Origin of the sequence: Streptococcus sp. sy004 (assembly GCF_007859205.1) — a bacterium.
Taxonomy (GTDB): Bacteria; Bacillota; Bacilli; order Lactobacillales; family Streptococcaceae; genus Streptococcus.
Window position 1 is genome coordinate 148,652 of sequence record NZ_VOHP01000002.1, and the last position, 24,882, is coordinate 173,533.

The 24,882-nt window shown below is 39.8% G+C and carries 24 protein-coding genes and 1 pseudogene; 16 read left to right on the top strand and 9 right to left on the bottom strand.

Annotated elements, in window-relative coordinates; all coding sequences use genetic code 11:
* Positions 1-63: 63 nt before the first annotated feature.
* Both FRX54_RS03495 and rsmG read right to left on the bottom strand, forming a co-directional pair.
* Complete coding sequence (locus tag FRX54_RS03495; RefSeq protein ID WP_146461107.1) at positions 64-375, bottom strand: bacteriocin immunity protein; 312 nt, start codon at positions 373-375, stop codon at positions 64-66.
* Between the two features lie 143 nt (positions 376-518).
* A complete protein-coding gene (gene rsmG / locus FRX54_RS03500) occupies positions 519-1,232 on the bottom strand; it encodes a 16S rRNA (guanine(527)-N(7))-methyltransferase RsmG (protein ID WP_146461109.1) in 714 nt (237 codons plus the stop codon).
* Between the two features lie 143 nt (positions 1,233-1,375).
* Here rsmG and FRX54_RS03505 point away from each other — a divergent pair, with 143 nt between their 5' ends.
* From FRX54_RS03505 to der, 7 genes are all read left to right on the top strand, one after another.
* Positions 1,376-1,924: a LemA family protein gene (locus FRX54_RS03505; protein ID WP_146461112.1), complete on the top strand. Its 549-nt coding sequence runs from the start codon at positions 1,376-1,378 to the stop codon at positions 1,922-1,924.
* Between the two features lie 16 nt (positions 1,925-1,940).
* Positions 1,941-2,834: a zinc metalloprotease HtpX gene (gene htpX / locus FRX54_RS03510; protein ID WP_146461114.1), complete on the top strand. Its 894-nt coding sequence runs from the start codon at positions 1,941-1,943 to the stop codon at positions 2,832-2,834.
* A gap of 18 nt (positions 2,835-2,852) precedes the next feature.
* Positions 2,853-3,386 carry a DUF177 domain-containing protein gene (locus FRX54_RS03515; protein ID WP_146461117.1) on the top strand — a complete coding sequence of 178 codons (534 nt, stop codon included), beginning with the start codon at positions 2,853-2,855 and terminating at the stop codon, positions 3,384-3,386.
* Positions 3,387-3,474: 88 nt separating this feature from the next.
* Entirely contained in the window at positions 3,475-3,972 is a 498-nt protein-coding gene (nrdR, locus tag FRX54_RS03520; protein ID WP_146461119.1) for a transcriptional regulator NrdR, read from the top strand.
* Positions 3,959-5,119 carry a DnaD domain protein gene (locus FRX54_RS03525; protein WP_146461121.1) on the top strand — a complete coding sequence of 387 codons (1,161 nt, stop codon included), beginning with the start codon at positions 3,959-3,961 and terminating at the stop codon, positions 5,117-5,119. The genes nrdR and FRX54_RS03525 overlap by 14 nt, the downstream gene beginning before the upstream one ends.
* Entirely contained in the window at positions 5,120-6,028 is a 909-nt protein-coding gene (gene dnaI, locus FRX54_RS03530; protein WP_146461123.1) for a primosomal protein DnaI, read from the top strand.
* Between the two features lie 21 nt (positions 6,029-6,049).
* The gene (der, locus tag FRX54_RS03535) at positions 6,050-7,360 is read left to right on the top strand and encodes a ribosome biogenesis GTPase Der (protein ID WP_146461125.1); all 1,311 of its coding nucleotides are present in this window, start codon (positions 6,050-6,052) and stop codon (positions 7,358-7,360) included.
* Between the two features lie 56 nt (positions 7,361-7,416).
* On the opposite strand, the gene FRX54_RS03540 is transcribed toward der, so the two are convergent.
* Positions 7,417-8,088 carry a DUF1129 domain-containing protein gene (locus FRX54_RS03540; RefSeq protein ID WP_146461127.1) on the bottom strand — a complete coding sequence of 224 codons (672 nt, stop codon included), beginning with the start codon at positions 8,086-8,088 and terminating at the stop codon, positions 7,417-7,419.
* A 15-nt stretch (positions 8,089-8,103) separates the two neighbouring features.
* On the bottom strand, positions 8,104-9,048 hold the full coding sequence (locus FRX54_RS03545; RefSeq protein ID WP_146461129.1) for a magnesium transporter CorA family protein: 945 nt from the start codon (positions 9,046-9,048) through the stop codon (positions 8,104-8,106).
* A gap of 192 nt (positions 9,049-9,240) precedes the next feature.
* On the opposite strand from FRX54_RS03545, the gene uvrA reads away from it, so the two are divergent.
* Genes uvrA through FRX54_RS03560 form a run of 3 tightly spaced genes read left to right on the top strand, consistent with a single transcriptional unit; the run spans position 9,241 to position 13,602 of the window.
* On the top strand, positions 9,241-12,063 hold the full coding sequence (gene uvrA, locus FRX54_RS03550; protein ID WP_146461131.1) for an excinuclease ABC subunit UvrA: 2,823 nt from the start codon (positions 9,241-9,243) through the stop codon (positions 12,061-12,063).
* Between the two features lie 14 nt (positions 12,064-12,077).
* On the top strand, positions 12,078-13,139 hold the full coding sequence (locus FRX54_RS03555; protein WP_146461134.1) for a Xaa-Pro peptidase family protein: 1,062 nt from the start codon (positions 12,078-12,080) through the stop codon (positions 13,137-13,139).
* 10 nt (positions 13,140-13,149) lie between these two features.
* The gene (locus tag FRX54_RS03560) at positions 13,150-13,602 is read left to right on the top strand and encodes a cytidine/deoxycytidylate deaminase family protein (protein ID WP_146461136.1); all 453 of its coding nucleotides are present in this window, start codon (positions 13,150-13,152) and stop codon (positions 13,600-13,602) included.
* Between the two features lie 36 nt (positions 13,603-13,638).
* Here the strand turns inward: FRX54_RS03560 and pflB are convergent, their stop codons facing one another.
* Positions 13,639-15,951 carry a formate C-acetyltransferase gene (gene pflB / locus FRX54_RS03565; RefSeq protein ID WP_146461138.1) on the bottom strand — a complete coding sequence of 771 codons (2,313 nt, stop codon included), beginning with the start codon at positions 15,949-15,951 and terminating at the stop codon, positions 13,639-13,641.
* Between the two features lie 164 nt (positions 15,952-16,115).
* Between pflB and dinB the strand changes: the two genes are divergently transcribed.
* Positions 16,116-17,216 (top strand): DNA polymerase IV, encoded by a 1,101-nt coding sequence (dinB, locus tag FRX54_RS03570; RefSeq protein ID WP_146461140.1) that lies wholly within the window; start codon positions 16,116-16,118, stop codon positions 17,214-17,216.
* A 227-nt stretch (positions 17,217-17,443) separates the two neighbouring features.
* On the opposite strand, the pseudogene FRX54_RS03575 reads toward dinB, so the two are convergent.
* From FRX54_RS03575 to rnhC, 3 genes and pseudogenes are all read right to left on the bottom strand, one after another.
* Positions 17,444-19,643: pseudogene (locus tag FRX54_RS03575) on the bottom strand (ATP-dependent RecD-like DNA helicase); the annotation flags it as partial.
* A 64-nt stretch (positions 19,644-19,707) separates the two neighbouring features.
* Positions 19,708-20,298 (bottom strand): signal peptidase I, encoded by a 591-nt coding sequence (lepB, locus tag FRX54_RS03580; RefSeq protein ID WP_146461145.1) that lies wholly within the window; start codon positions 20,296-20,298, stop codon positions 19,708-19,710.
* Positions 20,299-20,307: 9 nt separating this feature from the next.
* Entirely contained in the window at positions 20,308-21,207 is a 900-nt protein-coding gene (gene rnhC / locus FRX54_RS03585; RefSeq protein ID WP_146461147.1) for a ribonuclease HIII, read from the bottom strand.
* Between the two features lie 108 nt (positions 21,208-21,315).
* Here rnhC and FRX54_RS03590 point away from each other — a divergent pair, with 108 nt between their 5' ends.
* On the top strand, positions 21,316-21,609 hold the full coding sequence (locus tag FRX54_RS03590) for a hypothetical protein (protein WP_146461149.1): 294 nt from the start codon (positions 21,316-21,318) through the stop codon (positions 21,607-21,609).
* On the top strand, positions 21,606-22,127 hold the full coding sequence (locus FRX54_RS03595) for a CvpA family protein (RefSeq protein WP_146461151.1): 522 nt from the start codon (positions 21,606-21,608) through the stop codon (positions 22,125-22,127). The genes FRX54_RS03590 and FRX54_RS03595 overlap by 4 nt, the downstream gene beginning before the upstream one ends.
* Positions 22,128-22,159: 32 nt before the next feature.
* Here the strand turns inward: FRX54_RS03595 and mutY are convergent, their stop codons facing one another.
* Positions 22,160-23,317: an A/G-specific adenine glycosylase gene (gene mutY, locus FRX54_RS03600; RefSeq protein WP_146461153.1), complete on the bottom strand. Its 1,158-nt coding sequence runs from the start codon at positions 23,315-23,317 to the stop codon at positions 22,160-22,162.
* A gap of 179 nt (positions 23,318-23,496) precedes the next feature.
* Between mutY and rpsF the strand changes: the two genes are divergently transcribed.
* The 3 genes from rpsF to rpsR are packed head-to-tail and all read left to right on the top strand — an operon-like array spanning position 23,497 to position 24,562.
* On the top strand, positions 23,497-23,787 hold the full coding sequence (gene rpsF, locus FRX54_RS03605; protein ID WP_146461155.1) for a 30S ribosomal protein S6: 291 nt from the start codon (positions 23,497-23,499) through the stop codon (positions 23,785-23,787).
* Positions 23,788-23,798: 11 nt separating this feature from the next.
* The gene (locus tag FRX54_RS03610; protein WP_146461157.1) at positions 23,799-24,293 is read left to right on the top strand and encodes a single-stranded DNA-binding protein; all 495 of its coding nucleotides are present in this window, start codon (positions 23,799-23,801) and stop codon (positions 24,291-24,293) included.
* A 29-nt stretch (positions 24,294-24,322) separates the two neighbouring features.
* Positions 24,323-24,562: a 30S ribosomal protein S18 gene (gene rpsR, locus FRX54_RS03615; RefSeq protein ID WP_000068664.1), complete on the top strand. Its 240-nt coding sequence runs from the start codon at positions 24,323-24,325 to the stop codon at positions 24,560-24,562.
* Positions 24,563-24,882: the final 320 nt, after the last annotated feature.

A 24,882-nucleotide genomic window follows, 5' to 3' on the forward strand; every position in this document is an offset into this window, starting at 1 on the left:
GTTTGCTGGTTTAGTTAAGCTAGAAAAGAACAAAAATAAAAGACAGTAGCTTACTACTGTCTTTTATTTTACTTTCTCTTTAATCACAAATCCTAAAATTGACGTGGCTAACATATCTAGGGCGGAACCCAGTCCCCTTAGTCTGTGTAATTCTTTTTGGGTTTTAGTGGCAAAGTCAAGCACAATCTTAGGGGCAATGTAGTTATTTAAGATTAAGTAATAGGAGATGTCATTAACAAGATAAGCGATTTCTGTTCGATCGTGATTTTTTAAGTATCGTGATAATGATTTAGAAAACAAGGTATGGAGTTGCTGATTTTGTTTGACTTCTGGATCGTTTAGAACATCAGTTATCATTTTCTCATAATTCATCATAGGCAAATCACTCCTAATCTAAGCAGACGGCATAGTAGATAGACATGTCTTATCTTTACTTGCGACTGGTCAATAATGCCTCAAAAGAAAGATTGATCTTGCTTTGAAGAGCTTTCTGTTGTTGAGAACTACTTATCAAGGGATTATAATGGTTTTTTATTTGGTAGCCCTGCTTTTCTAGGGTATTTGTTGGGAGTCTCTTTTTTCTTGACCACGATAGTCAAATTACGGTCATCACCGTTTGGTAGTTGGTAGTTGATTGTGTCATCAACTTGAGCAAAGAGAAGATTTAGAGCGTTTTTAGCTTGATCTAATTCTTCTTCGGCAGAGCTAGCCTTGAGAGCGATGAGCTGCCCCTTGATTTTGAGAAAGGGAATGGTCAACTCAGATAAGATTTGCATGCGAGCCACGGCACGTGCCGTAACGATGTCAAATTGTCCCCTAAATGCCTTGTCTTGACCAAAATCTTCGGCACGTCCGTGATAAAACTGCACGTTTGTCAGACCAAGGTCTTGGGCGAGTAGGTTCAGAAAGTTAATACGTTTGTTGAGCGAATCAATAATGGTGACATTTAACTGAGGAAAGAGGATTTTCATAGGGAGACTAGGAAAACCTGCCCCAGCCCCAATATCTAAGATTTTTAAGGCTTGGTCGGTGATTTTTCCTTGGAGAATCGGTGCCAAAGAATCGTAAAAGTGTTTCAGATAGACCTCGTTTTTCTCAGTAATGGCAGTCAGGTTGATTTTTTCATTCCATTCAACCAATCGCTCAAAATAGGTTTCAAATTGCTCTTTTTGTTGGTCTGATAGGGCAAAGCCAGCCTCAGCCAAGAGTTGGTAAAATACATCAGGTGTCATAAGTGTTTCTTTTCTCCTTGACTTTATTGTACCATAAAAATAAGGGGAAAAAAAGTGAGCTAGTCGCTCGCTAACTAGCTCAAACTGGTATAATGACAGGATTTTTGGTATAATGTTCAAAACAAGAAAGGATGGTAAGAAACATGTGGATTATGATTATTGTTGTGGTCTTTTTGGCTCTATTTGGAATTTCGGCTTACAATGGTTTGGTAAAGAGTCGAATGCAAACGCAGGAGGCTTGGAGTCAGATTGATGTCCAACTCAAACGCCGTAATGATTTGATTCCCAATCTGATTGAAACGGTTAAGGGTTATGCAGACTACGAAGAAAAGACCTTTGAAAAAATTACACAACTTCGTACACAAGTCTTGAGTGCTGGAACACCAAACGAAGCTATGCAAGCCAGTGATGCCTTGTCTAAGCAAGTGTCAGGTCTGTTTGCAGTAGCAGAAAATTATCCTGACTTGAAAGCCAATGCTAGCTTTGTTAAACTACAGGACGAGTTGACCAACACTGAAAATAAAATTTCTTATTCGCGTCAGCTTTACAATACAACAACAGCAAATTACAATACTAGGTTGCAAACTTTCCCAACTAATCTGTTTGCAAGAATTTTTGGTTTTAAGGCCAGTGAATTTTTACAAACACCAGAGGAAGAAAAAGCAGTACCTAAAGTGGAATTTAACTTCTAATTAAAGAAAGGTCAATATGCTATATCAACAAATTGCAAGTAATAAGCGTCGGACTGTCTTGCTTTTGATTGCCTTTTTTGCGTTGCTAGCCCTATTGGGAGCAGGTGTCGGTTATCTCATGTGGGGGAGTTTAGGTGGCGGAGCCGTGATTGCTCTTATCATTGGCGCCATCTATGCCATGAGCATGCTTTTCCAATCAACTAACGTGGTCATGTCTATGAATAATGCTCGTGAGGTTACGGAAAATGAAGCTCCAGAACTCTATCGAATCGTCGAAGACATGGCTATGGTCGCTCAGATTCCGATGCCACGTGTCTTCATCATTGAAGATAGGGCATTAAATGCCTTTGCGACAGGGTCTAAGCCTGAAAATGCTGCGGTAGCTGCAACCACAGGACTTCTAGCCGTCATGAATCGTGAAGAGTTAGAGGGCGTTATGGGACATGAGGTCAGCCATATCCGAAATTATGACATTCGTATTTCAACGATTGCGGTTGCCTTAACCAGTGCAATAACTCTGATTGGTAGTATGAGTGGTCGCATGATGTGGTATGGTGGGGGACGTCGTCGTCAAAATAATCGTGACAACAGTGGTGCCTCTGCCTTAATTCTAGTTTTTGCGATATTATCTATTATGCTAGCACCAATGGCAGCCACCTTGGTTCGTCTGGCCATTTCTCGCCAACGTGAGTATTTGGCTGATGCAAGTTCTGTTGAGCTAACTCGTAATCCTCAAGGGATGATCAATGCCCTACAAAAATTAGATCAATCTGCTCCTATGAGTCAGCAGGTAGATGATGCTAGTGCGGCACTTTATATTAGTGATCCTCGTAAGTCAAAGGATTTTCAAGCACTTTTTCAAACCCATCCACCAATTGCTGATCGAATTGAACGTTTGAGACAGATGTAGTAAGACAAGGAGAAAGCAGTGTTTAATCTTAATGAGATCAAGAAAAGTCAAGAAGGTCTTTCTTTTGAAAAAAGTTTAGATGTCACAATAGCTCTTCAAGATAGACAGCCAGAGATTTTGAAAGTAGCAGCTCTTGTTGCCAAGGGACGTGTGGTTTACGAAGATGGCTTGTATCATCTGAGTTATGACTTGTCTTATGTCATCACTCTGCCGTCTAGTCGTTCTTTAGTGCCAGTTGATTTGACTGAGCAACTTTTGGTTGATGAGATTTTTATCGAAGCCAGTCAAGTCGCAGACAAAAAAGACTTGGTTGAAGACCATCTTGTTTTGGTTGTTGAAGGTGATGCGATTGATTTAGCTGAGAGTGTGATTGATAATATCTTGTTAAACATCCCTCTAAAAGTTTTGACGGAAGAAGAGGCTAAGGAAGAACAGTTACCATCAGGTAATGATTGGGTCGTGTTGACGGAAAGTCAATATCAGAACCTCAAAGCTGAAGAAAAAGAGGCTAACAATCCTTTTGCAGCTTTAGATGGTTTATTTGATGATTAGAATTTAAGGAAGGGTTGGCCCTTCCTTTTATAATTACCTAAAATATGGTAGAATAAATAGATAAGCAAAGAATGATTGGAGTAAGAAAATGCGGTGCCCTAAGTGTCAAGGTAATAAATCTAGTGTTGTTGATAGCCGTCAAGCAGAAGACGGTCAGGCTATTCGTCGTCGCCGTGTTTGTGATGATTGTCAGGCACGTTTTACGACCTTTGAACGTGTGGAGGACTCGCCTTTATTGGTGATTAAAAAGGATGGAACAAGAGAGCAGTTTTCTCGAGATAAGATTTTAAATGGGATTATTCAAAGTGCTCAAAAGCGTCCTGTTTCAAGTAATGACATTGATAAGGCGATTAACCGAATTGAGCGAAAAATTCGTATGGATTATGACAGTGAAGTCTCTAGTGTGGTTATCGGTAATTTGGTTATGGATGAGCTAGCAGAGTTGGATGAGATTACTTATGTTCGTTTTGCCAGTGTTTATCGAAGCTTCAAGGATGTGGATGAAATTGAAGAACTCTTGAAACAAATTACTAAAAAAGTTCGCAGTAAAGGCAAGTCTAGTCAGGTAGCAGATGAAACCGACTGATCGCTTTTCTTATTTGGCACATAACTGGTTGAGTCCCAATCATCAGAGTTTGCATCGCCTTTATCTACCAGTTATGGGACAAAAAGCCCTAGGTCTTTATTATTATTTTGTCACATTTTTTGATGATGGTCGTAGCCAATGGTCGGTGAGTCATTTGCTCGATCAGCTTCAATTGACACCACAAGAGTTGACCCAAGCCTTGGATCGTTTAATGGCGATTAAGCTATTAGACCTTTATCAAGATTCAGAGAAAGAGGCTTATTTAGTTCATTTAAAAGAACCGTTACCGACAGAGGATTTTTTAAAAAATGCAGCTTTTCGTGCCTTGTTGGAAAAGGCCTTAGGGGGGCAAGCAGTCTCTAGTTTGCAGGTTAAGTTGCCCACAGGTTTGACTAAACTCACTAAATCTTTCTCAGCTGTTTTTTCTACCTCGTTAGAACCACAACTTGAAGTCAAACAAACTGCCTTTGATTTAGAACATTTTAAGAAGCGAATGTTTAATGATGGGTTACGCTTTGAAAAGGAACAAGACGACATTTTGGCCCTTTATGAATTGGCTGAGCGATTTAATTTGGACTGGTTGTCGCTCTATCGCTTAGCCAAAGAAACATCTTATCAGGGGATGATCTATCCCAAACGAATTTGGGCTAAGAAAACACAGCAAGATCAGAAATTAACAGGGGAATTTTCTCAAGAAGAAAAGGAAATGTTACAAGTCTTCAAAGTTACGACGCCAAGAGACCTATTAGAGCAACTCAAAAAAATTTATAAGGCGAGTTTGTTAGATAGTGAGCGTCACTTACTTGATGAATTGGTCGCTAAGAACTTACTGGATGAAGTCATTAATGTCATCATCATGTATAGTTTAAAAAAGACTAATTCAACTAATTTGAATCGGAATTATGTCTTGAAATTAGCCAATGATTTTGCCTATAAAAAGATTAACAGTGCAGAAGCCGCTTTGATGTATCTGAAAATCGGCATGAAACCGTCTAGTCAGTCTAAGGTGTCGGCTAAAAAAATGACTAAACCTAATATTCCCCAGTGGAGTAATCAAGATTACCAAAATCAAACCAGTGATGAAGAGAAAGCTAGGTTAAAAAATATTAAGCAGGACCTTTTAGCCCAGTTGAGAAAGGAGGACTAGATGAAAAAGATTAGTCAAACCCTGAACCGTGATGGTTTTCAAAAGGTTGAAACAAGACAACTGTTACAAGTTATATTGGCTGATAGTGATATTGCTCAATTTATTAGCCGGGAGGGCTTGTCACAGGAAGAAATCAAACGCAGTTTACCTAAGTTTAATCAGTATCTGATTGAACGACAACGTTTTTTAAGTAAGGACTCTGCTTATGTGGCAAAGGGCTATCAGCCCATATTGGTCATGAATGAAGGCTATGCGGATGTGTCTTATCTGGAAACAGCAGAGCTTAAAGCACAGCAAGAAGAACGAGAAATCACAGGTCGTGTAAAATTGTTGAATCTCCCAAAAGCCTATCGTCATATTAGTTTTGAAAATGATGTTCATTTGGATGACCATAAACGTTTGACTGTTCTTAAATCTCTAGTTGATTTTGTCAAGGCTTATCCAGAAAAACAGGCCAAAGGACTTTACCTTTATGGCGATATGGGAATTGGGAAGTCCTTTCTCATGGCAGCTCTAGCTTATGAACTATCTGAAAAAAAACAGGTGAGTACAACCTTGGTTCACTACCCAAGTTTTGCCATTGACATTAAGCATGCCATTAAAACTGCTAGTGTTAAGGAAGAAATTGATGTGCTAAAAACAGCTCAAGTGTTAGTTCTAGATGATATTGGAGCAGAGCAGGCTAGTTCTTGGTTACGAGATGAAGTTTTACAGGTGATTTTACAATATCGTATGCAAGAAGAATTGCCTACCTTTTTCACGTCTAATTATAGCATGGCAGACTTGGAGAACAAGCTAGCCTTGGTTAAAGATCAAGATGAGCGTTGGCAGACTAAGCGAGTCATGGAACGCATACGTTATTTAGCAAGTGAATTACATTTAGAAGGCGAAAATCGCCGTTTATCATAAAAAGAAAGCGAAGAAATCAAAATGGCTTTACCAACAGTTGCTATTGTCGGACGTCCTAACGTTGGCAAATCAACTTTATTTAATCGGATTGCAGGAGAGCGAATCTCTATCGTTGAAGATGTGGAAGGGGTCACTCGTGACCGTATCTATACTAGTGCCGAATGGCTTAATCGCCAGTTCAGTCTAATTGATACTGGGGGAATTGATGATGTCGATGCGCCATTTATGGAGCAAATCAAACATCAGGCAGATATTGCCATGACCGAAGCAGATGTGATTGTTTTTGTCGTTTCAGCCAAGGAAGGCGTCACCGATGCGGATGAGTATGTAGCAAAGATTCTCTATCGAACTAACAAACCGGTGATTTTGGCAGTTAATAAGGTCGATAATCCAGAAATGCGTAGTGAAATCTATGATTTTTATTCACTCGGTTTGGGCGATCCTTATCCAGTATCTTCTGTTCATGGTATTGGAACAGGTGATGTGCTAGATGCGATTGTCAATCACTTGCCAACTGAACACGAAGAGGACAATCCTGATGTCATCAAGTTTAGTTTGATTGGTCGTCCTAATGTCGGTAAGTCTAGTTTGATCAATGCAATTTTGGGCGAAGAACGAGTGATTGCTAGTCCAATCGCAGGCACAACGCGTGACGCTATTGATACCAGTTTTACGGATAGCAGTGGTCAAGAATATGTCATGATTGATACCGCTGGAATGCGTAAGTCAGGTAAGGTCTATGAAAATACAGAAAAATATTCTGTCATGCGTTCTATGCGGGCCATTGATCGTTCTGATGTGGTCTTAATGGTTATCAATGCAGAAGAAGGGATTCGAGAGTACGACAAGCGAATTGCTGGTTTTGCCCATGAAGCAGGTAAAGGAATTATTATCGTTGTCAACAAATGGGACACGCTTGAAAAAGATAATCATACGGTTAGTCAATGGGAAGCAGATATTCGTGACAATTTCCAATATATCTCTTATGCACCAATTATCTTTGTGTCTGCCGTAACTAAGCAGCGCCTACACAAATTACCAGAGATGATTAAGACCATTAGTGAGAATCAAAATCTGCGTATTCCATCGGCAGTGCTTAATGATGTCATCATGGATGCCATTGCCATTAACCCGACACCGACTGATAAAGGTAAACGTTTGAAGATTTTCTATGCCACCCAAGTGGCTGTCAAACCACCAACCTTTGTGATTTTTGTCAATGAAGAAGAATTGATGCATTTTTCTTACCTACGCTTTTTAGAGAATCAAATCCGTCAAGCCTTTGTGTTTGAAGGAACACCAATCCATCTCATTGCCCGTAAACGAAAATAAGAAAAAACCAAGTCGAGTTCATCTCAACTTGGTTTTTATGTGTCGTTATATCTAGCTTATTTGCGTGGCGGAGCAAAAGCACTTTGCACCTTGTAGTGACGGCGAAGATAGTAGCAGACCAAAAAGGCACACGCAGATAATAGGAGTAAGCCCCAAACAGGTAGGCTAGGATTAAGTGCACTTGGCAATAGTGGTGTGAGTGTGTAAAGAATCATCCAAACAAGCGTTGCCAAAAAGATAATTCCCAGAGATTTCCAAGTACTTGGACGTTCGCTACGAGGTTTATTGGCATGACGGTAAATATAATAGTACATCATGTAAAAGGCCAAGCCCCCAACAAAGGCAAGGGTAAGTAGCGTGGTTAAACCTGAAGAAATAGTGTTGACTGATTTAGGATTGAAAATAGCCATCATACCATTGATCAGGCAGACAATAGCTAATAAAAAGAAGGAACTATCCAACCACATGAGTAGTGGCTTGGTGTTTTTTTCTTCAGCAACAGTTTCTTGTTCTGTTTCGGTCGGTTGGCTAAAGCTAGCAGCCCAAACAGTTGGTGCACCAAGGAAGTTACGGGCAGGAACGCCCTTACCTTGTTGTTCCAAAATACTTGGTAAAACTTCTTCAAGAATAACTTTAATCTCGTTGTCTGTTTTACCATCTTTCATGAGTTGATGAGTGGCAATGTTAATAAAATCTTGATTTTTCTTAGTTAAATTTTGGATAGACATAAATACTCCTTGGGGTTAGAACCATTTTTTACGGAAAAAGTAGAGGACGACAGATGAACTGCCAAGAGCAGCGATTAAGACAATAATCCAAAAAGCCTTAGGCATATCATTGAGTGGCAGCCAATTGTCTTGGAAATTCATGCCATAGGCTGAAAAGATAACGGTTGGAATGTTGAGAGCCATGGTCATTAGAGCCAATGATTTCATAATCGTATTTTGATTGTTTGAAATGATAGAAGCTGAGGTTTCTGTCATGACATTCAAGACATTTTCATAGATACTAGCCATTTCAATGGCCTGTTGGGTTTCAATCAAGGTATCTTCTAGTAAATCCTCGTCATCAATATATTTTTGCAAACTAGAGGCGTTGCTAGACAGTTTTTTGACGATTCGTTCATTGATTTTAAGCGAAGCCTTTAAGTAGATGATAGACTTCTCCAACTCCATCATGTCAATCAATTGAGCATTTTTGGTAGCTGCTTCCAGTTCGGCTTCGATTTTATCACTTTGGCGGTCAATGGAACGTAAGGCAGTTAGAAAGAGTTCGGCATTACGATAGAGTAATTGAAAGACAAAGCGAGTTTTCATAAAAGTATAGAAATTACGAATCCGTCGATTGAGAAAGTAATCAAAGAGAGAAAGAGGTTCTAAGCAAGTCGTGATAACTGCTTCTTTTGTGACAATAATTCCCAAAGGCATGGTTACATAGTAACTCTTTCCATTACGTTCTTCTTGGGTAGGCACGTCAACGATAATCAAGGTATAGTTGTCCTCAGAAGCAATACGTGAGCTTTCTTCGGCATCAAGAGGTGCTCTTAGGTCAGTGATGTCGATATTAAATTGCTCAGCCAACTGGACAGACTCTTCCTGGGAAGGATTGACAAGATTGATCCATGCTCCAGGTTGGAATGTGTCAATTTCCTTGAATTCTCTTGCATTTGAAAGAAACATTTGTTTCATCTTCAAGCCCTCCCTTACGTTGTCAATACATACTCCTTCTATTATACTATAAAAAGACAGGTTTTGGGGAGACTGGTTAAAAAAAGTTGAATCTTAGCAAATCAAGAGAGCTTGTGACTTTATCAAGGTACAGAAGATGAGCTTTGTGTTATAATGAAAGCAGCCTAATCACAAATAAAGAAGTTGAGAAAGATGCAAGATAAATTAGTTATTCGTGGGGCACGCGCCCATAATTTGAAAAATATTGATATTGAAATCCCTCGTGATCAGTTAGTGGTCGTGACAGGTTTATCGGGTTCTGGTAAATCTAGTCTGGCTTTCGATACGATTTATGCAGAAGGGCAACGCCGTTATGTTGAGAGCTTGTCAGCTTATGCTCGTCAATTCTTGGGGAATATGGAAAAACCGGATGTTGACTCTATTGAAGGCTTGAGTCCAGCTATTTCGATTGACCAAAAGACAACTAGTAAGAACCCACGTTCAACCGTAGGAACAGTGACAGAAATCAGTGACTACCTTCGCTTGCTTTACGCTCGTGTTGGGACTCCATATTGTCCTAATGGTCATGGGGCGATTACAGCATCTTCAGTTGAGCAGATTGTTAATCAGGTATTGGAGTTGCCTGAACGAACCAGAATGCAAATTTTAGCCCCGATTATCCGACGCAAAAAAGGTCAACATAAAGGCATACTGGAACGTGTTCAAAAAGATGGTTATGTTCGTGTACGAGTAGATAGTGAGATTTATGATTTGGCAGACGTCCCAGAATTGTCTAAGAGTAAACTGCATAATATTGAAGTGGTCATTGATCGTTTAATCAATAAAGAGGGTATCCGTAGCCGTTTATTTGACTCGGTTGAAGCAGCCTTACGCTTGGGTGATGGCTATGTCATTATCGACACTATGGACGGTAAGGAATTACTCTTTTCTGAGCATTACTCTTGCCCAGTTTGCCACTTTACTGTGCCAGAATTAGAACCTCGTCTGTTTTCTTTTAATGCTCCTTTTGGCTCTTGTGCCACCTGTGATGGTTTGGGTAATAAACTAGAAGTTGATTTAGACTTGGTTGTTCCTGATGGTACAAAAACATTGCGTGAGGGAGCTCTAGCTCCGTGGAATCCCATTTCGTCTAATTATTATCCTTTGATGTTGGAACAAGCCATGGATCAATTTGGCATTAGCATGGACACGCCTTTCGAGGAATTGGCCAAGGAAGATCAGGACTTAATTTTTTACGGTTCAGGTGAGCGTGAGTTTCATTTTCATTATGAAAATGAATTTGGTGGCATACGTGATATTGATATTGTTTTTGAAGGTGTGGTGACCAATATTAATCGTCGCTATCGTGAAACGAACAGTGATTATACGCGTAATGTCATGCGAGCTTATATGAACGAGTTGCCTTGTTTGACCTGTCGAGGTTACCGTCTGAATGATCAAGCCTTATCTGTTCATTTAGGTGGGGAAAAAGGTCTTCATATCGGACAACTAGCAGAGCTGTCCATTTCAGATCATTTGCTTTGGGCAAATCAGTTGGAGCTGAATGAGAATCAAGCAGCTATTGCCAGACCGATTCTTAAAGAAATCACCGATCGCTTGACCTTCCTTAATAATGTTGGTTTAAACTACCTAACCCTGTCACGCATGGCTGGAACTCTTTCTGGTGGTGAGAGTCAACGCATTCGTTTAGCGACTCAGATTGGCTCTAACCTAAGTGGTGTCCTCTATGTCCTAGACGAGCCGTCAATTGGTCTGCATCAGCGAGATAATGACCGTTTGATTGCTAGTCTTAAAAAAATGAGGGATTTAGGCAATACCTTGATTGTAGTTGAGCATGATGAAGATACCATGAGAGAAGCCGACTGGTTAATTGACGTTGGTCCTGGGGCAGGTCAATTTGGTGGTCAAATTATTGCGTCAGGAACTCCCAAGCAAGTTGCTAAAAATAAGTCGTCTATCACAGGTCAATACCTCTCTGGTAAGAAAGTGATTCCTGTTCCAACAGAACGACGAGTTGGTAATGGTCGTTTTATTGAGGTTAAGGGAGCTAGTGAAAATAATCTTCAAGATGTCAATGTCAAATTCCCTCTAGGTAAATTTATTGCCGTAACAGGTGTATCTGGCTCAGGGAAATCAACCCTAGTTAATAGCGTCTTGAAAAAAGCTCTAGCCCAAGCCCTCAACCGTAATTCTGAAAAACCAGGTAAGCATAAAGGGGTAACTGGAATTGAACATATCGATCGTTTGATTGATATTGATCAGAGTCCAATTGGACGGACGCCACGTTCTAATCCTGCAACTTATACGGGTGTTTTTGATGATATTCGTGACCTTTTTGCCCAAACCAATGAAGCCAAGATTCGTGGCTACAAAAAAGGACGTTTTAGTTTCAATGTTAAGGGTGGTCGCTGTGAAGCTTGTTCAGGTGATGGGATTATCAAGATTGAGATGCACTTTTTACCAGATGTTTATGTCCCTTGTGAAGTTTGTCATGGCACTCGCTATAATAGCGAAACCTTAGAAGTTCACTATAAGGACAAAAATATCGCTCAAATCCTTGAGATGACGGTCAATGATGCCCTTGATTTCTTTGCAGCCATTCCTAAAATTGCTCGCAAATTACAGACCATTCAAGATGTGGGCTTGGGTTATGTCACTCTGGGGCAATCAGCAACCACTCTCTCAGGTGGTGAAGCCCAACGTATGAAATTAGCCAGTGAACTTCATAAACGTTCCACAGGTAAGAGTTTTTACATTCTTGACGAACCAACCACAGGCCTACATACCGATGACATTGCTCGTCTATTGAAGGTTTTAGAGCGTTTTGTTGATGATGGCAATACCGTCCTAGTGATCGAGCATAATCTAGATGTCATCAAGACTGCCGATCATCTGATTGACTTAGGTCCAGAAGGTGGCGTTGGCGGTGGTTTGATTATTGCCACTGGTACACCAGAAGAAGTCGCCCAAGTTGCCGAAAGCTATACTGGACACTATTTGAAAACAAAATTATAAAAAGGAGATAACCCATGCAAGAACGTTTAGCAAGATTTGAAAGCAAATTAGCTCAGACTGATGTTGACGCTGTATTAGTCACAGGTCAAAACAATGTTTATTACCTTACAGGTTTTTGGGGGACAGAAGGTACGGTTTTTATTAGTGAAAATCGCCGTCTTTTCCTAACGGATTCACGTTATACCTTGATGGCAAAAGAATCAATTAAGGGCTTTGATATTGTAGAAACACGTCAAGCCTTGGCAGAGATTGCTAAGATTATCAAAGATGATGGCTTGACAAGTATTGGTTTTGATAGCCAGGTGTCGTATCAGTTTTATCAAGCCTTACAAACGGTATTTGAGGCTTACGAGCTTAAACCATTAACCAATTTCGTTGAAGAGTTACGAATTATCAAGGATGCCAGTGAGATTGCGACAATTCGCCGAGCCTGTCAAATTTCAGACCAAGCCTTTCTAGATGTGTTGGACTTTATTAAACCAAATGTTACAACAGAGATGGAAGTTAATCATTTCCTAGACCAACGTATGCGAGCTCTGGGTGCAGCAGGTGCTTCCTTTGAATTTATCGTGGCGAGTGGCTATCGCTCAGCCATGCCCCATGGTGTTGCCAGTAATAAGGTGATTAAATCTGGTGAAAGTTTGACTCTGGACTTTGGTTGCTACTATCAGCACTATGTCAGTGATATGACAAGAACCATTCACATCGGTCATGTGACTGATGAAGAGCGTGAGATTTATGATATTGTTCTTCGTAGTAATAAAACTTTGATTGACCAAGCCAAGGCTGGCATGACTTATCTTGATTTTGATGGTGTGGCTCGTCGTGTGATTGATGAGGCTGGTTATGGCGATAACTTTACACACTCGATTGGACATGGTATGGGCTTGGATATTCACGAACTACCATTTTTCACTAAAACAAAAGACACTCTTCAAGCAGGTATGGTGGTAACAGATGAGCCAGGTATTTACTTGGATAACAAATATGGTGTTCGTATTGAAGATGACCTGCTCATTACCGAAACAGGTTGTGAAGTGCTAACCAGTGCACCAAAAGAATTGATTGTTTTATAGGAGTTGAGTGATGGCTGAACGTCTATCTTGGCAGGATTATTTTATGGCAAATGCAGAGCTGATTTCTAAGCGTTCGACCTGTAATCGTGCCTATGTTGGAGCAGTCTTGGTCAAAGACAAGCGTATTATTGCAACAGGTTACAATGGTGGTGTGTCAAAAACAGCAAATTGTGATGATATTGGTCATCAGATGGATAGCGGCCACTGTATCCGAACGGTGCATGCTGAGATGAATGCCCTTATCCAATGTGCCAAAGAAGGGATTTCAACGGCAGAAACAGAACTTTATGTCACACATTTTCCTTGTGTCAACTGTACCAAGGCTCTTTTACAGGCAGGTATTGGCAAGATTACCTATAAAACAGAGTATCGGCCCCATCCCTTTGCTATTAAACTGTTAGAGGATAAGCAAATCCCCTATATCAAGCATGAGGTGCCTAAGCTGAGTTTGGGAATTGATTAAATGAAAAAAGTCCTAGAAAATTCTAGGACTTTTTGATTATAAGGCAGAATCCATAGATAGGACTTCGTGGAAGACACGTTGTGTCAACTCAGTTTTTTGTTCCTTAGTGAGATACTTGGTATTGACACAGTAACCAGAGATACGAACGATAACATCTTGTCCGCTCATGATTTGTTCATAGACATCGTTAAGGTCCATAACATTGAGGTTGACATGCTGCCCACCATTTTCAAAGTAGCCATCTAGGATAGTGACGAGGTTATTAACCTGTTCATCTCTTGTTTTTCCAAGGGCACGTGGCGATACTTGGGTTGTTAGAGAGATACCATCATTAGCATGAGAGAATTCAAGTTTTGAAAGGGAATTAAGGTTTTGTAACCAACCACCACGAGATTTGCTAGTTGGGTTAGCTCCAGGTGGGAAGAATTCAACTTGGCTAGTGTTTACAGTACCATCTTCATTTAGAAAGACACCACGATGAACTGGAGAATTACCAGTTTGTTTAGAATAAGCAACGTTTGATGTGATGGTCAAAAGTGACACAGTCGCTTCAGCGTTTTTATAAAGTTTGTGGCGAGCTAAACGAGTATAGAAGGCTTCCATGAGCCATTTAGCCAAGTCATCTACTCGGTCATCATCTTCACCATATCGAGGGAAATCACCAATTGTTTCATAATCGTAGATGTAGCCATCTTCATCACGGATTGGTTTAACGGTCGCATACTTAATCGCTGATAGGGTATCAACGGTATTAGCGAAACCACAGATACCAAATCCCATATTAGCACGTTGATGAGTTGGTAAAAAGGCCATTTGAACAGCTTCGTAGTTGTACTTGTCTGTCATGTAGTGGATGATGTTTAGAGCGTCAACATAGGTATCAGTCAACCAATCCAATGATTTTTCAAAGTTTTCTTTCACTTCATCAAAATCTAGAACTTCTGAAGTAATTGGTTCAACAACGTTAAAGACCTTGTAATCCTTGTGGACATCATCATAACCACCGTTTAATCCAGTGAGAAGGGTCTTCATGACATTAACACGAGCACCAAAGTACTGAATGTTGTGGCGTTTTTCTTCATTTTCTGGGTCAAGCGGTGACACACAGCAAGAGATACAGCTCATCTCGCCATAGCCTTCTTGAGCCATGGTTGACACACCTTCATATTGGATAGAAGAATGTTTGTGGCTCATGTGCATACAATAACGACGGAAAGCGTATGGGAGTTCACTAGACCAAAGAACTGTCAAGTTAGGCTCTGGTGAATTGCCGATATTATCAAGCGTGTTAAGGAAACGGTAGTCCATTTTTGTCACACGGTGACGACCGTCATTCCCCATACCAGCCATAGAGGTTGTGATGAAGGTTGGGTCACCAGAGTAAAGTTGGTCATAGGCTTTAGTACGAGCGAATTTAACCGTACGAAGTTTCATGACAAAGTCATCAACAAATTCTTGGATTTCAGACTCGGTATAAGTACCACGAGCCAAATCACGCTCAGCGTAAATATCTAAAACAATTGGTACACGACCAAGTGAAGTGGCAGCACCATTGATAACACGAGCAGCAGCCATAAAGGCGATATTGGTCCACTGGATAGCTTCTTTGGTATCAAAGGCTGGGCGACGAACATCAAGACCATAAAGTTCACCAAACTTGATGACTTCAGCAAGGGCTTGATATTGCAAGTTAATCTCTTCACGCAGACGGATAGTTTCTTCGTTAATCTCAGTTAAGGCATTCCAGTCATTAACTTTTTCTTGCATGAGGTAATCAGCACCGTACAATGCCAATCGAGCATAGACACCAATGATACGACCGCGTGAATAAGCGTCTGGCAGACCAGTTACCGTATGGGCGTGGCGAGCCCGACGAATATTTGACGTATAAGCACGGAAAATACCATCATTTACTGTTGTAGTGTGTTTGGTATAAATGTCATGTAGGATAGGGTCAGGCTCATAACCATTTTCAACCAAGGTCGTTTCTGCCATACGAATACCACCTTTTGGCATGAAGCTCAAACGGAAAAGTTCAGAGTTTTGTAAGCCAAAAATGAGTTCATTTTCCTTATCAATATAGCCTGCTGGAATATCCGCAATAGAAGCGACACGGTCAGTATCCATAGGGAAACGGGTTGCTTCGTAACCTGCCTTGGTTTCTTCAACGATTTTCTTGATACGAAGTGAGCGTTCAGTTGGACCAGCCAAAAAACTTTCATCACCATCATAAGGGGTGTAGTTGGCATTGACAAAGCGTGAAACACTAGCTTTTTCTTTCCAGTCAGTTCCTTTAAAGCCTTCCCAAGCTTTTTCAAAAATATCAGTGCTAGTTTTAACAGTTACCATAGACGTCCTCCTTAATATCTTTTGGTCTATCCTTATTATATCGCAAAAGTAAGCGTTTGCAATAAGTGGAGTGCTTTTTTTGAAAAATTCTTTTATAAAACAGTTGTCAACTTTTTATAAACTGTATTATAATGATGTTGGATTGGAATGAAAAAGGAGAAGCGATGTTAATTTTCCCTTTGAAACAAGACACATCAAGAAAGATTATTCATATTGATATGGATGCTTTTTTTGCAGCCATTGAAGAAAGAGATCAGCCGCATTTGGTAGGAAAACCCGTTGTAATTGGTGCAGATCCTCGTCTGACAGGTGGTCGAGGAGTCGTATCAACCTGTAATTATGTGGCTAGAACCTTTGGTATTCACTCGGCAATGAGTTCCAAGGAAGCCTATGAACGTTGTCCACAAGCCGTCTTTATTTCTGGTCATTATGAAAAATATCGACAAGTTGGTCTGCAAGCAAGGGAAATTTTTAAGCGTTATACAGACTTGGTTGAGCCAATGAGTATTGATGAAGCTTATCTAGATGTGACAGAAAATAAACTTGGTATCAAGTCTGCCATTAAGATTGCTAAGCTAATTCAGCATGATATTTGGCAAGAATTGCAGTTAACCTGCTCGGCAGGTGTTTCTTACAATAAATTTTTGGCCAAATTGGCTAGTGATTTTGAGAAACCCAGAGGTTTGACAGTCATTTTACCAGAAGAGGCACAGGCATTTTTAGCTGACTTACCCATTGAGAAATTTCACGGGGTGGGCAAGAAATCTGTCCAACGCATGAATGATTTAGGGGTTTTTACAGGAAAAGACTTACTAGACTTGCCTGAGATGACCTTGATTGACCAATTTGGTCGTTTTGGTTATGATTTGTACCGTAAGGCTAGGGGGATTAGTCACTCTCCAGTCAAGCCTGATCGGGTACGCAAATCAATCGGTAGTGAAAGAACCTACGCCAAGCTGCTTTACAATGAAGAAGATATTCAGGCAGAAATCAATAAGAATGCACGGCGTGTGGCCAATTTGTTAATTAAAAATGGAAAATTGGCTAAAACGATTGTGTTAAAGATTCGCTATGCAGATTTTTCGACCTTGACTAGACGGCATAGTTTGGAGCAAGCAAGGCAAGATGTTGAGAGTATTCAACAACATGCTTGGCAGATTTTTACAGAAATGGAAGAAAACAATTCAGGTATCCGTCTGCTTGGGGTAACAGCCATTGGCTTATCAGATCAAGGTCAAGATATTCTACTGGATTTGGAGAATTAAACTAGCTCTAGTAAGCAAATTTAATGCAATAAAAAGAGGACTTGGTTTCGGGTCCTCTTTTGTTTGCTAAGAATTTTTGAAAAAAAGATCAATGTCAGCCTGTTCCAAACCAATCATGGGATTGATGTTTTGCCAGTTGTCCTCAGTTAGACGATAGTTTTCTTGTTTATCCACAGCCTTATCCACATCTTGTGGAAAAGTTTCTCTTTGTTTGGGAACATCTGGACTTTCAAAACGTTCCTTGAGATAGGTTAAACGCTGTGTGCCTTCGTTGCTAACGGCATAGTCAAAGGCGGAAATTTGTCCTAGCATAACGAGTTTACTTTTAGCTCTGGTAATGGCAGTGTAGAGGAGGTTACGTTGGAGCATACGTCCACTTTGCTGCGTCAATGGTAGGATAATGACAGGAAATTCACTACCTTGTGACTTGTGGATACTTATGGCATAGGCTAGGGTAATCTTGTGCCAATCTTTTCTTGGATAAGAGGTTTCAATACCGTCAAACTCTAAAATAATCTCATCTTGCTTGCTGTCAGTATATTTGGCAGGAACTAAATCCCTAATATAACCAATATCGCCATTAAAGACATTGATTTCGGTGTCATTCACAAGATGGAGAATTTTATCATGACGACGAAAACTGGTGTCGTTGAAGATGAATTCAGGTTCATCATCTAAAGGATTGAGAAGATTTTGCAGTAGCTTATTTAGGGTATTGATACCAGCAAGTCCACGATACATGGGAGCTAGGATTTGAATGTCTTGGGGGGCAATGCCAGTTTTAATAGCTGCTTGCACAATACGTTCAATCATTTGGGGGATATGCTGAGGGTTAGCCTCGAAATAAGAACGGTCTGGCTTTTTCTCACTAAAATCACTAGGCAGGTAACCGTCTCTGATTTGGCTAGCAAGGGTCACAATGGTTGATTGGTCAGATTGACGGAAAATGCGAGTCAGACGAATTTTTGGAATTTGTGTAATCTGAAGAAGGTCGGCTAAGACTTGTCCAGGCCCTACTGAGGGCAGTTGGTCGCTATCCCCCACGATGATTATTTGGGTGTTAGATGAAATAGCAGACAGCAGTTGATTGGCTAACCAGGTATCCACCATTGAAAATTCATCAATAATAATTAAATCACCATCTAAATAATCATCAATGCTTTGGTAGTCGCTATCTTCAGACGTCAATCCCAAATGACGATGGACGGTGGCACTAGGTAAGCCAGTCAATTCATTCATGCGTCTAGCCGCTCGTCCAGTTGGAGCTGCTAGGATAATTGGTAGGTCTTGTTTTTTCAACTCGAGACCATTAAGACGGGCATAGATGTTAATAATGCCATTGATAATTGTCGTTTTTCCAGTCCCAGGCCCACCAGTTAAAATGAATACTTTCTGACTAAGGGCTTGATAAATGGCCTCTTTTTGTTGCTGATCATAGGAAATCCCCAGTTCTTTTTCTGTTGTTTGGATTTCTTCTTCAAATTTTTCTGTTGTCAGTTTTTCAGGCAAGTCCTCTTTTAACAAGCGATTGAGATGCTTGTGGATACCAACTTCAGCATAGAAAAGACTATTGTCAAAAATTTTAGTGTCAACATGTTGCACCTTTTCTTCAGTAATGAGTTGACTAAGTTGTTCTGCAACCAAGCTAGGATCTAACTCGGTTTGCCTAGCTTCTTGGAGCAATGTCAGACTTGTTTCGAGTAGTTCTTTTGCTTCAACATAGGTGTCGCCTTTATCTAAGCAAAGTTGGATAAGACAGTGAATAAGAGCTGCTCGAAAGCGTTCTGGTGCATCATCAGCAATACCAATTTCTTTGGCTAGTTGGTCGGCTAGCTTAAAGCCAATTCCCTTGATATCTTCGACTAGCTGATAAGGATTTTCCGAAATGATTTGCAGGGTTGCTTCTTTATATTGTTCAAAAATGGCAACTGCTAGTTGATTACCTAAACCATAATTGGCGAGTTGCGTAAGAATTTGCTCGGTACCATAGTTTGATTTGAGCTTGGCAACAAAGGCCTCACGGCTAGTTTGTGATAGTCCAGAAATTGTTTTGAGGGCATCTGGATTTTCCAAAATTTTATCAATGGGATTATCACCGTACAGCTCAACAATCTTAGTAGCTGTTTTTTTACCGATTCCCTTGAACTGTTGGCTAGAAAAGTAGTTAATAAGACAAGATGAAGACGGCTTGGTTTTTTCATATCGACTAACTTGTAATTGTTCACCATACTTGGGATGGGTTGTTAACTGACCCCAAAAAGTGTAGTCTTGTTCCTCGATAATATCAGCCATAGTACCTGTGACGATGATGTCACTATCAGGAAAATCACTATCACTGTCGTCAATTGTTAATAAAAGAATCTTAAAGAAATTATTGGCATTTTCAAAAATAATTCGTTCGACCCTACCTGAAAAATAATAATCCATATCTATTTCCTTATTTATCAAAAAGAGTGGTAGAATCTCATTTTCAACCACTCAGCAGCATCATTTATTTAACCGTTCCAAGATTACTTACAGGCCAAAAACGAAAGGCCACTTCTCCAATGAGTTGTTCTTCACTAAAGGTACCCACAGCACGACTATCTTTGGACACCAGTCGGTCATCACCTAAGAGATAATATTGTCCTTGAGGGACAGTTACAGAAAACTCAGCCGATCCATTCGCATCAACCGTAAAAGCACTGGCTTGGTTGGCTAGTTGTTGGAACATGCTATTGTAAGAGTAGGTTGCTTGTAGCTTGTCCTTTTGAAACGCTGTGACATACTCATTCAGGTAATCTTCTTGAACTTCTTGACCATTGACAGATAGTTTATCATTACTATAGGTGATAGTATCACCTGGCATACCGATAACGCGTTTAACCACTTTTTTATTGCCATCTTGGGCCACCACAATATCAAAACGATCGATTGGAGTGACCTTTAGGACAAACAAACGTTGTCCGTCTTTAAGAGTGGGATCCATCGAATGTCCTTCAACGCGAACATTGAACCAGATAAACATCCAAGATAAAAAGAAGAGAGTGAGAATGAGGGTAAAACTTCCCCATTCTTTGATAAAAGATTTAACTGTTTTCATGATAAGACCTTATTTTTTTAGTAGATTTAATGCTTTATTCGTATTCGCAAAATGTAATTTAGCAACTTTTGCAAGAGTTGCTTGTCCTTGTTGAGCTAGGATATGGCTAGCAACTTGATCTGATTGAGCTCCAGCGCCACTTGGGAGTTGATGTCCGACTTTTTGTCCTAATTGCTCTAAATTTTCCAAAAAAAGTTGACGGGCAATAATTGAGCTAACTGCAACTGCCAAATAATTATCCTCTGCCTTGGTTTCGAGATGAAACTCGCGCTGAATGGGATTTTTTTCCTGTTTCAAATATTTTTGATAATTTGCCATTGTTGTGAATGCATCAATAACAATTTTATCAGGCTGGATACCTTGTTGCAAAAGAAGAAAAATAGTTTGATTGTGTAGAGCGACCTTAACAGAAACAGCATTATAAGGTTTTCCTTGACCAATCAATTCATTGTATTTTTTTGGTGTTAAAAGTAAGGCTTTGTGACGAATTTTTTCTTTTAGGATAGGGGCGAGTGCTTTAATCTTAGCATCGTTTAATTGCTTAGAATCAGCTACTCCTAATTTTTTTAGAAATTCTTCATCTTGGGCAGTGACAAAACTAGCCACAACAGCCAAGCCACCAAAGTAAGAACCATTTCCAACCTCATCAGTGCCAATCATACTAGTAACCTGACGGGTTTGACTAGCTGGCTTGGGCGTATGGTCTTGGTAACCAAATGTTTTTGCCACAGAGAGTGCCTCTTTTCCTTGAAAGACAATCTTTCCTGAATGATAAAGTTGAACAGTCACGCCTTGATATTTTGCAGTGAATTGGACATATGCTTGTTTATTTGGAATTTGGTATTCGTATAAACGGGTCGTCAACTGATTTGTTGCGCCATCTCCTAGGGTCATAACAACTGTATTCATGTCTTTTATTCTATCATAATCAAGAGGAGTTTTCATTAAATAAAAGTTTTCTTCTATTTTACGAAAAGCTACTTTTAAGGTATAATGGAAACAAACGAGGAGAAAACGATGAGTAAGAATCGCTATAAATTTACTTTTGGCAAAAAAGCCTTGACCTTAACGATGGATCATGACAATTTGTTCATGGAAGAAGTCGAACGTTTGGCTCGCGAGAAATATGAAGCTTTAAAGGAGCGTTTACCGCAAGCCGATGATGAAACCATTGCTATTTTATTGGCAGTTAATAGTTTGGCTTTACAGTTAAGTCGAGAACAAGAGTTTGACAAAGAACGTAAAGAATGGGAAAAATGGACAAGTGTGGCACAAAGCCGTCTTGAAGATAAAGGAGATAGCAAAAAGTGATCAGTTTAATCATTGCTCTAATCTTGGTTTGGGCTTTTTACATTGGTTATGCGCGTGGCATATTTTTACAAGCCTACTATAGTTTAACCAGTTTATTAGGCTTGTTTGTCGCCAATCTTTTTTATCGCCAAGTGGCTCAAGCCCTCACTTTGTGGGTACCCTATTCTAATCCTAGTCAAGATGCTCAAGTCAGATTTTTCACTAATCGAGATATTTTTTCTCTAGATGATGTCTTTTATGCAGGTGTAGCTTTCTTTTTGCTTTATTTATCCGTCTATTTAACAGGACGTATTTTAGGGTTGTTTGTTCATTTATTTAAGGTAGATAGTTTAACTAGTGCTTTTAGAAATATCTTGGCAGGTGGTTTATCTGTCTTAGTGACTTTATTAGGCATTAGTATGGTTTTGACGATTTTAGCAACTGTACCTTTGACCAGTTTACAAGAAAGATTATATAGTAGTGGATTTGTCAGAGTTCTGGTCAATCTTGTTCCGCTTTTTAGCACTTGGTGGAGTTAATAGTTGTGGTTATTAAAAAGGCTAGAACGATCCTAAGCCTTTTTTTGATTACAGATTTTTAGATAACTTGCTAGCATCTTTTTTTGAGCGGTTGCCATGGGATATTGCTCAAGCTGCTCAAGATCCACCCAAGTCAAAGTTGCTGATTGATTTACTGCCTCGGTTTCAACTTGTCCACTATGTAGTTCAATATGCCATTTTTGATGACTAAAGGTATGAGAAATAGCTGGAAATGTTTCAGATGACCAGTCTGGATGTAGTTGATAGTTTTGGTTGAAAGTAGCTTTGGGGTCGTAATTTTCCAACACGTCCTCTTTATTTTGATCAAACAGGTCTAATTGATGTTTGAATTGACTTTCCAATAAAGGAAAAGACCAGAAGCCAGCGAGCAAGGTTTGTTCAGTATTTTTTTCAAGCAGTAATTGTCCTACGTCATTACTAATAATAAAAGCATCTAGTCGAAGAGGGCGAGGCTTTTTCTTAGGTTTTTTAATAGGATACTTATCCATCGTACCGTGTAGATAAGCCGCACTGAAAAAACGGATTGGACTTTCTTCAGGTCGTGGATTTTTTGCAGACTCAATGTCAGTCCCCAAATCCATTAAAGCTTGATTGAAATCTCCAGGTCGATTAGGATCGATGAGAATTTTCATGATATGTTGAAAGATTTTACGATTTTTGGGATCTCCAATATCGTAATCAACTTCAAAAAGCCGAGCGATTACTCGCATCACATTGCCATCAACAGCTGGCTCTGGCAAATCAAAAGCAATACTAGCAATGGCACCAGCTGTATAGGGACCGATTCCCTTTAATCCTCTAATATCGTCATAAGTCGTAGGAAATTGACCAGAGAACTCGGTCATAATCTGTTGAGCGGCAGCTTGCATATTACGCACACGAGAGTAGTAGCCCAGACCTTCCCAAGCCTTTAACAAGAGTTCTTCCTCAGCATGGGCTAAATCACTAATTGTGGGAAACCATTTTAAAAAGCGTTGATAGTAGGGAATAACCGTGATAACTTGAGTTTGCTGAAGCATAATCTCAGAAATCCAAATGTGATAAGGATTCTTACTACGTCGCCAAGGTAAATCACGTTTTTCTTTGTCATACCAAGCCAGTAAGGTCTTTCTAAACGATACGATTTTATCAGTATCCCACATGTCAATGCCATAATCTGCTAGATTCATCCTTTTCCCCAATCTATAATTTTCTTCATTATAGCATAAGCTAGGATAGAAAAATAAAATTATGATAGTTTTTTCTTGCTATTTTAATCGAAAGGTAATATAATAATATCTTGTGAGAATACCTCACTTACTCGTGGCAAAAGTCATGAGTCATTAGACCAAAAGGAGGAAATACATCAATGGCTAAATACGAAATTCTTTATATCATTCGTCCAAACATTGAAGAAGAAGCGAAAAACGCCTTGGTAACACGTTTTGACACAATTTTGACTGACAACGGTGCAACTATCCTTGAATCAAAAGCTTGGGAAAAACGTCGTCTTGCTTACGAAATCAAAGATTTCCGTGAAGGACTTTACCATATCGTAACTGTTGAAGCGACTAACGATGCAGCTCTTAACGAGTTTGACCGTTTATCAAAAATCAACAATGACATTCTTCGTCACATGATTGTAAAACTTGACGCTTAAGAAGGTAGTTTATGATAAATAATGTAGTACTAGTCGGGCGTATGACCCGTGATGCTGAACTTCGTTACACACCAAATAACCAAGCAGTGGCTACGTTTAGCTTAGCAGTTAATCGTAACTTTAAGAATCAGGCAGGTGAGCGAGAGGCTGACTTTATCAATGTTGTCATCTGGCGTCAACAGGCTGAAAACTTAGCTAACTGGGCTAAAAAAGGCACACTTTTGGGGATTACTGGCCGCATTCAAACACGCAACTATGATAATGCTCAAGGTCAGCGTGTTTATGTAACTGAAGTAGTGGCAGACAACTTTCAAATTTTAGAAAGTCGTGCTACACGAGATGCTGGTTCAGCTACTAGCTATGATTCACCTTATGGTTCGGCCCCAACTAATTTCGGGAATGAATCAGGTGGATTTCAATCGCAAACACCAAACTTTGGTCGAGATGAGAGTCCCTTTGGAGCAAGTAATCCTATGGATATCTCAGATGACGATTTACCATTTTAATGGGAAAGACTATATAAAGGAGAAATATAATGGCTCAACAACGTCGTGGCGGATTCAAACGCCGTAAAAAAGTTGACTATATCGCAGCTAACAAAATTGAATATGTTGATTACAAAGATACAGAATTGCTTAGTCGTTTCGTATCAGAACGTGGTAAAATTTTACCACGTCGTGTGACTGGAACATCAGCGAAAAATCAACGTAAAGTAACAACAGCAATTAAACGTGCTCGTGTTATGGCTCTTATGCCGTTCGTTAACGAAGATTAAAAATTGTCCGTCCTCTTAGGACGGATTTTAATTCACTTTGGATTAAGTCAAAAAGACTTTTCAAAAACGTCACTAAGAGTGATCAAACAGAGCGGTAAAATAAAGCTTGTCAATTTTTTTTTAATTTTTTTTTTGACAAAGTAGTTGACAGGGGATGTATAGTTTGATAGAATGTAATAGTTGTCGCCTGAGAGGTGACGTTAAGACCTTTGAGAACTGAATAAGACGAACCAAGTGCGGGTTATGAAAATAACCTGTTAATAAACAATAAGTCAGTGAAAACTGAGCATCAAATTTAAATGAGAGTTTGATCCTGGCTC

What these genes read in the sequence shown, in the direction of transcription:
- FRX54_RS03495 (WP_146461107.1), bottom strand. Translation starts at nt 375, where the DNA reads ATGATGAATTATGAGAAAATGATAACTGATGTTCTAAACGATCCAGAA.
- rsmG (WP_146461109.1), bottom strand. Translation starts at nt 1,232, where the DNA reads ATGACACCTGATGTATTTTACCAACTCTTGGCTGAGGCTGGCTTTGCC.
- FRX54_RS03505 (WP_146461112.1), top strand. Translation starts at nt 1,376, where the DNA reads ATGTGGATTATGATTATTGTTGTGGTCTTTTTGGCTCTATTTGGAATT.
- htpX (WP_146461114.1), top strand. Translation starts at nt 1,941, where the DNA reads ATGCTATATCAACAAATTGCAAGTAATAAGCGTCGGACTGTCTTGCTT.
- nrdR (WP_146461119.1), top strand. Translation starts at nt 3,475, where the DNA reads ATGCGGTGCCCTAAGTGTCAAGGTAATAAATCTAGTGTTGTTGATAGC.
- FRX54_RS03525 (WP_146461121.1), top strand. Translation starts at nt 3,959, where the DNA reads ATGAAACCGACTGATCGCTTTTCTTATTTGGCACATAACTGGTTGAGT.
- dnaI (WP_146461123.1), top strand. Translation starts at nt 5,120, where the DNA reads ATGAAAAAGATTAGTCAAACCCTGAACCGTGATGGTTTTCAAAAGGTT.
- der (WP_146461125.1), top strand. Translation starts at nt 6,050, where the DNA reads ATGGCTTTACCAACAGTTGCTATTGTCGGACGTCCTAACGTTGGCAAA.
- FRX54_RS03540 (WP_146461127.1), bottom strand. Translation starts at nt 8,088, where the DNA reads ATGTCTATCCAAAATTTAACTAAGAAAAATCAAGATTTTATTAACATT.
- FRX54_RS03545 (WP_146461129.1), bottom strand. Translation starts at nt 9,048, where the DNA reads ATGAAACAAATGTTTCTTTCAAATGCAAGAGAATTCAAGGAAATTGAC.
- uvrA (WP_146461131.1), top strand. Translation starts at nt 9,241, where the DNA reads ATGCAAGATAAATTAGTTATTCGTGGGGCACGCGCCCATAATTTGAAA.
- FRX54_RS03555 (WP_146461134.1), top strand. Translation starts at nt 12,078, where the DNA reads ATGCAAGAACGTTTAGCAAGATTTGAAAGCAAATTAGCTCAGACTGAT.
- FRX54_RS03560 (WP_146461136.1), top strand. Translation starts at nt 13,150, where the DNA reads ATGGCTGAACGTCTATCTTGGCAGGATTATTTTATGGCAAATGCAGAG.
- pflB (WP_146461138.1), bottom strand. Translation starts at nt 15,951, where the DNA reads ATGGTAACTGTTAAAACTAGCACTGATATTTTTGAAAAAGCTTGGGAA.
- dinB (WP_146461140.1), top strand. Translation starts at nt 16,116, where the DNA reads ATGTTAATTTTCCCTTTGAAACAAGACACATCAAGAAAGATTATTCAT.
- lepB (WP_146461145.1), bottom strand. Translation starts at nt 20,298, where the DNA reads ATGAAAACAGTTAAATCTTTTATCAAAGAATGGGGAAGTTTTACCCTC.
- rnhC (WP_146461147.1), bottom strand. Translation starts at nt 21,207, where the DNA reads ATGAATACAGTTGTTATGACCCTAGGAGATGGCGCAACAAATCAGTTG.
- FRX54_RS03590 (WP_146461149.1), top strand. Translation starts at nt 21,316, where the DNA reads ATGAGTAAGAATCGCTATAAATTTACTTTTGGCAAAAAAGCCTTGACC.
- mutY (WP_146461153.1), bottom strand. Translation starts at nt 23,317, where the DNA reads ATGAATCTAGCAGATTATGGCATTGACATGTGGGATACTGATAAAATC.
- rpsF (WP_146461155.1), top strand. Translation starts at nt 23,497, where the DNA reads ATGGCTAAATACGAAATTCTTTATATCATTCGTCCAAACATTGAAGAA.
- FRX54_RS03610 (WP_146461157.1), top strand. Translation starts at nt 23,799, where the DNA reads ATGATAAATAATGTAGTACTAGTCGGGCGTATGACCCGTGATGCTGAA.
- rpsR (WP_000068664.1), top strand. Translation starts at nt 24,323, where the DNA reads ATGGCTCAACAACGTCGTGGCGGATTCAAACGCCGTAAAAAAGTTGAC.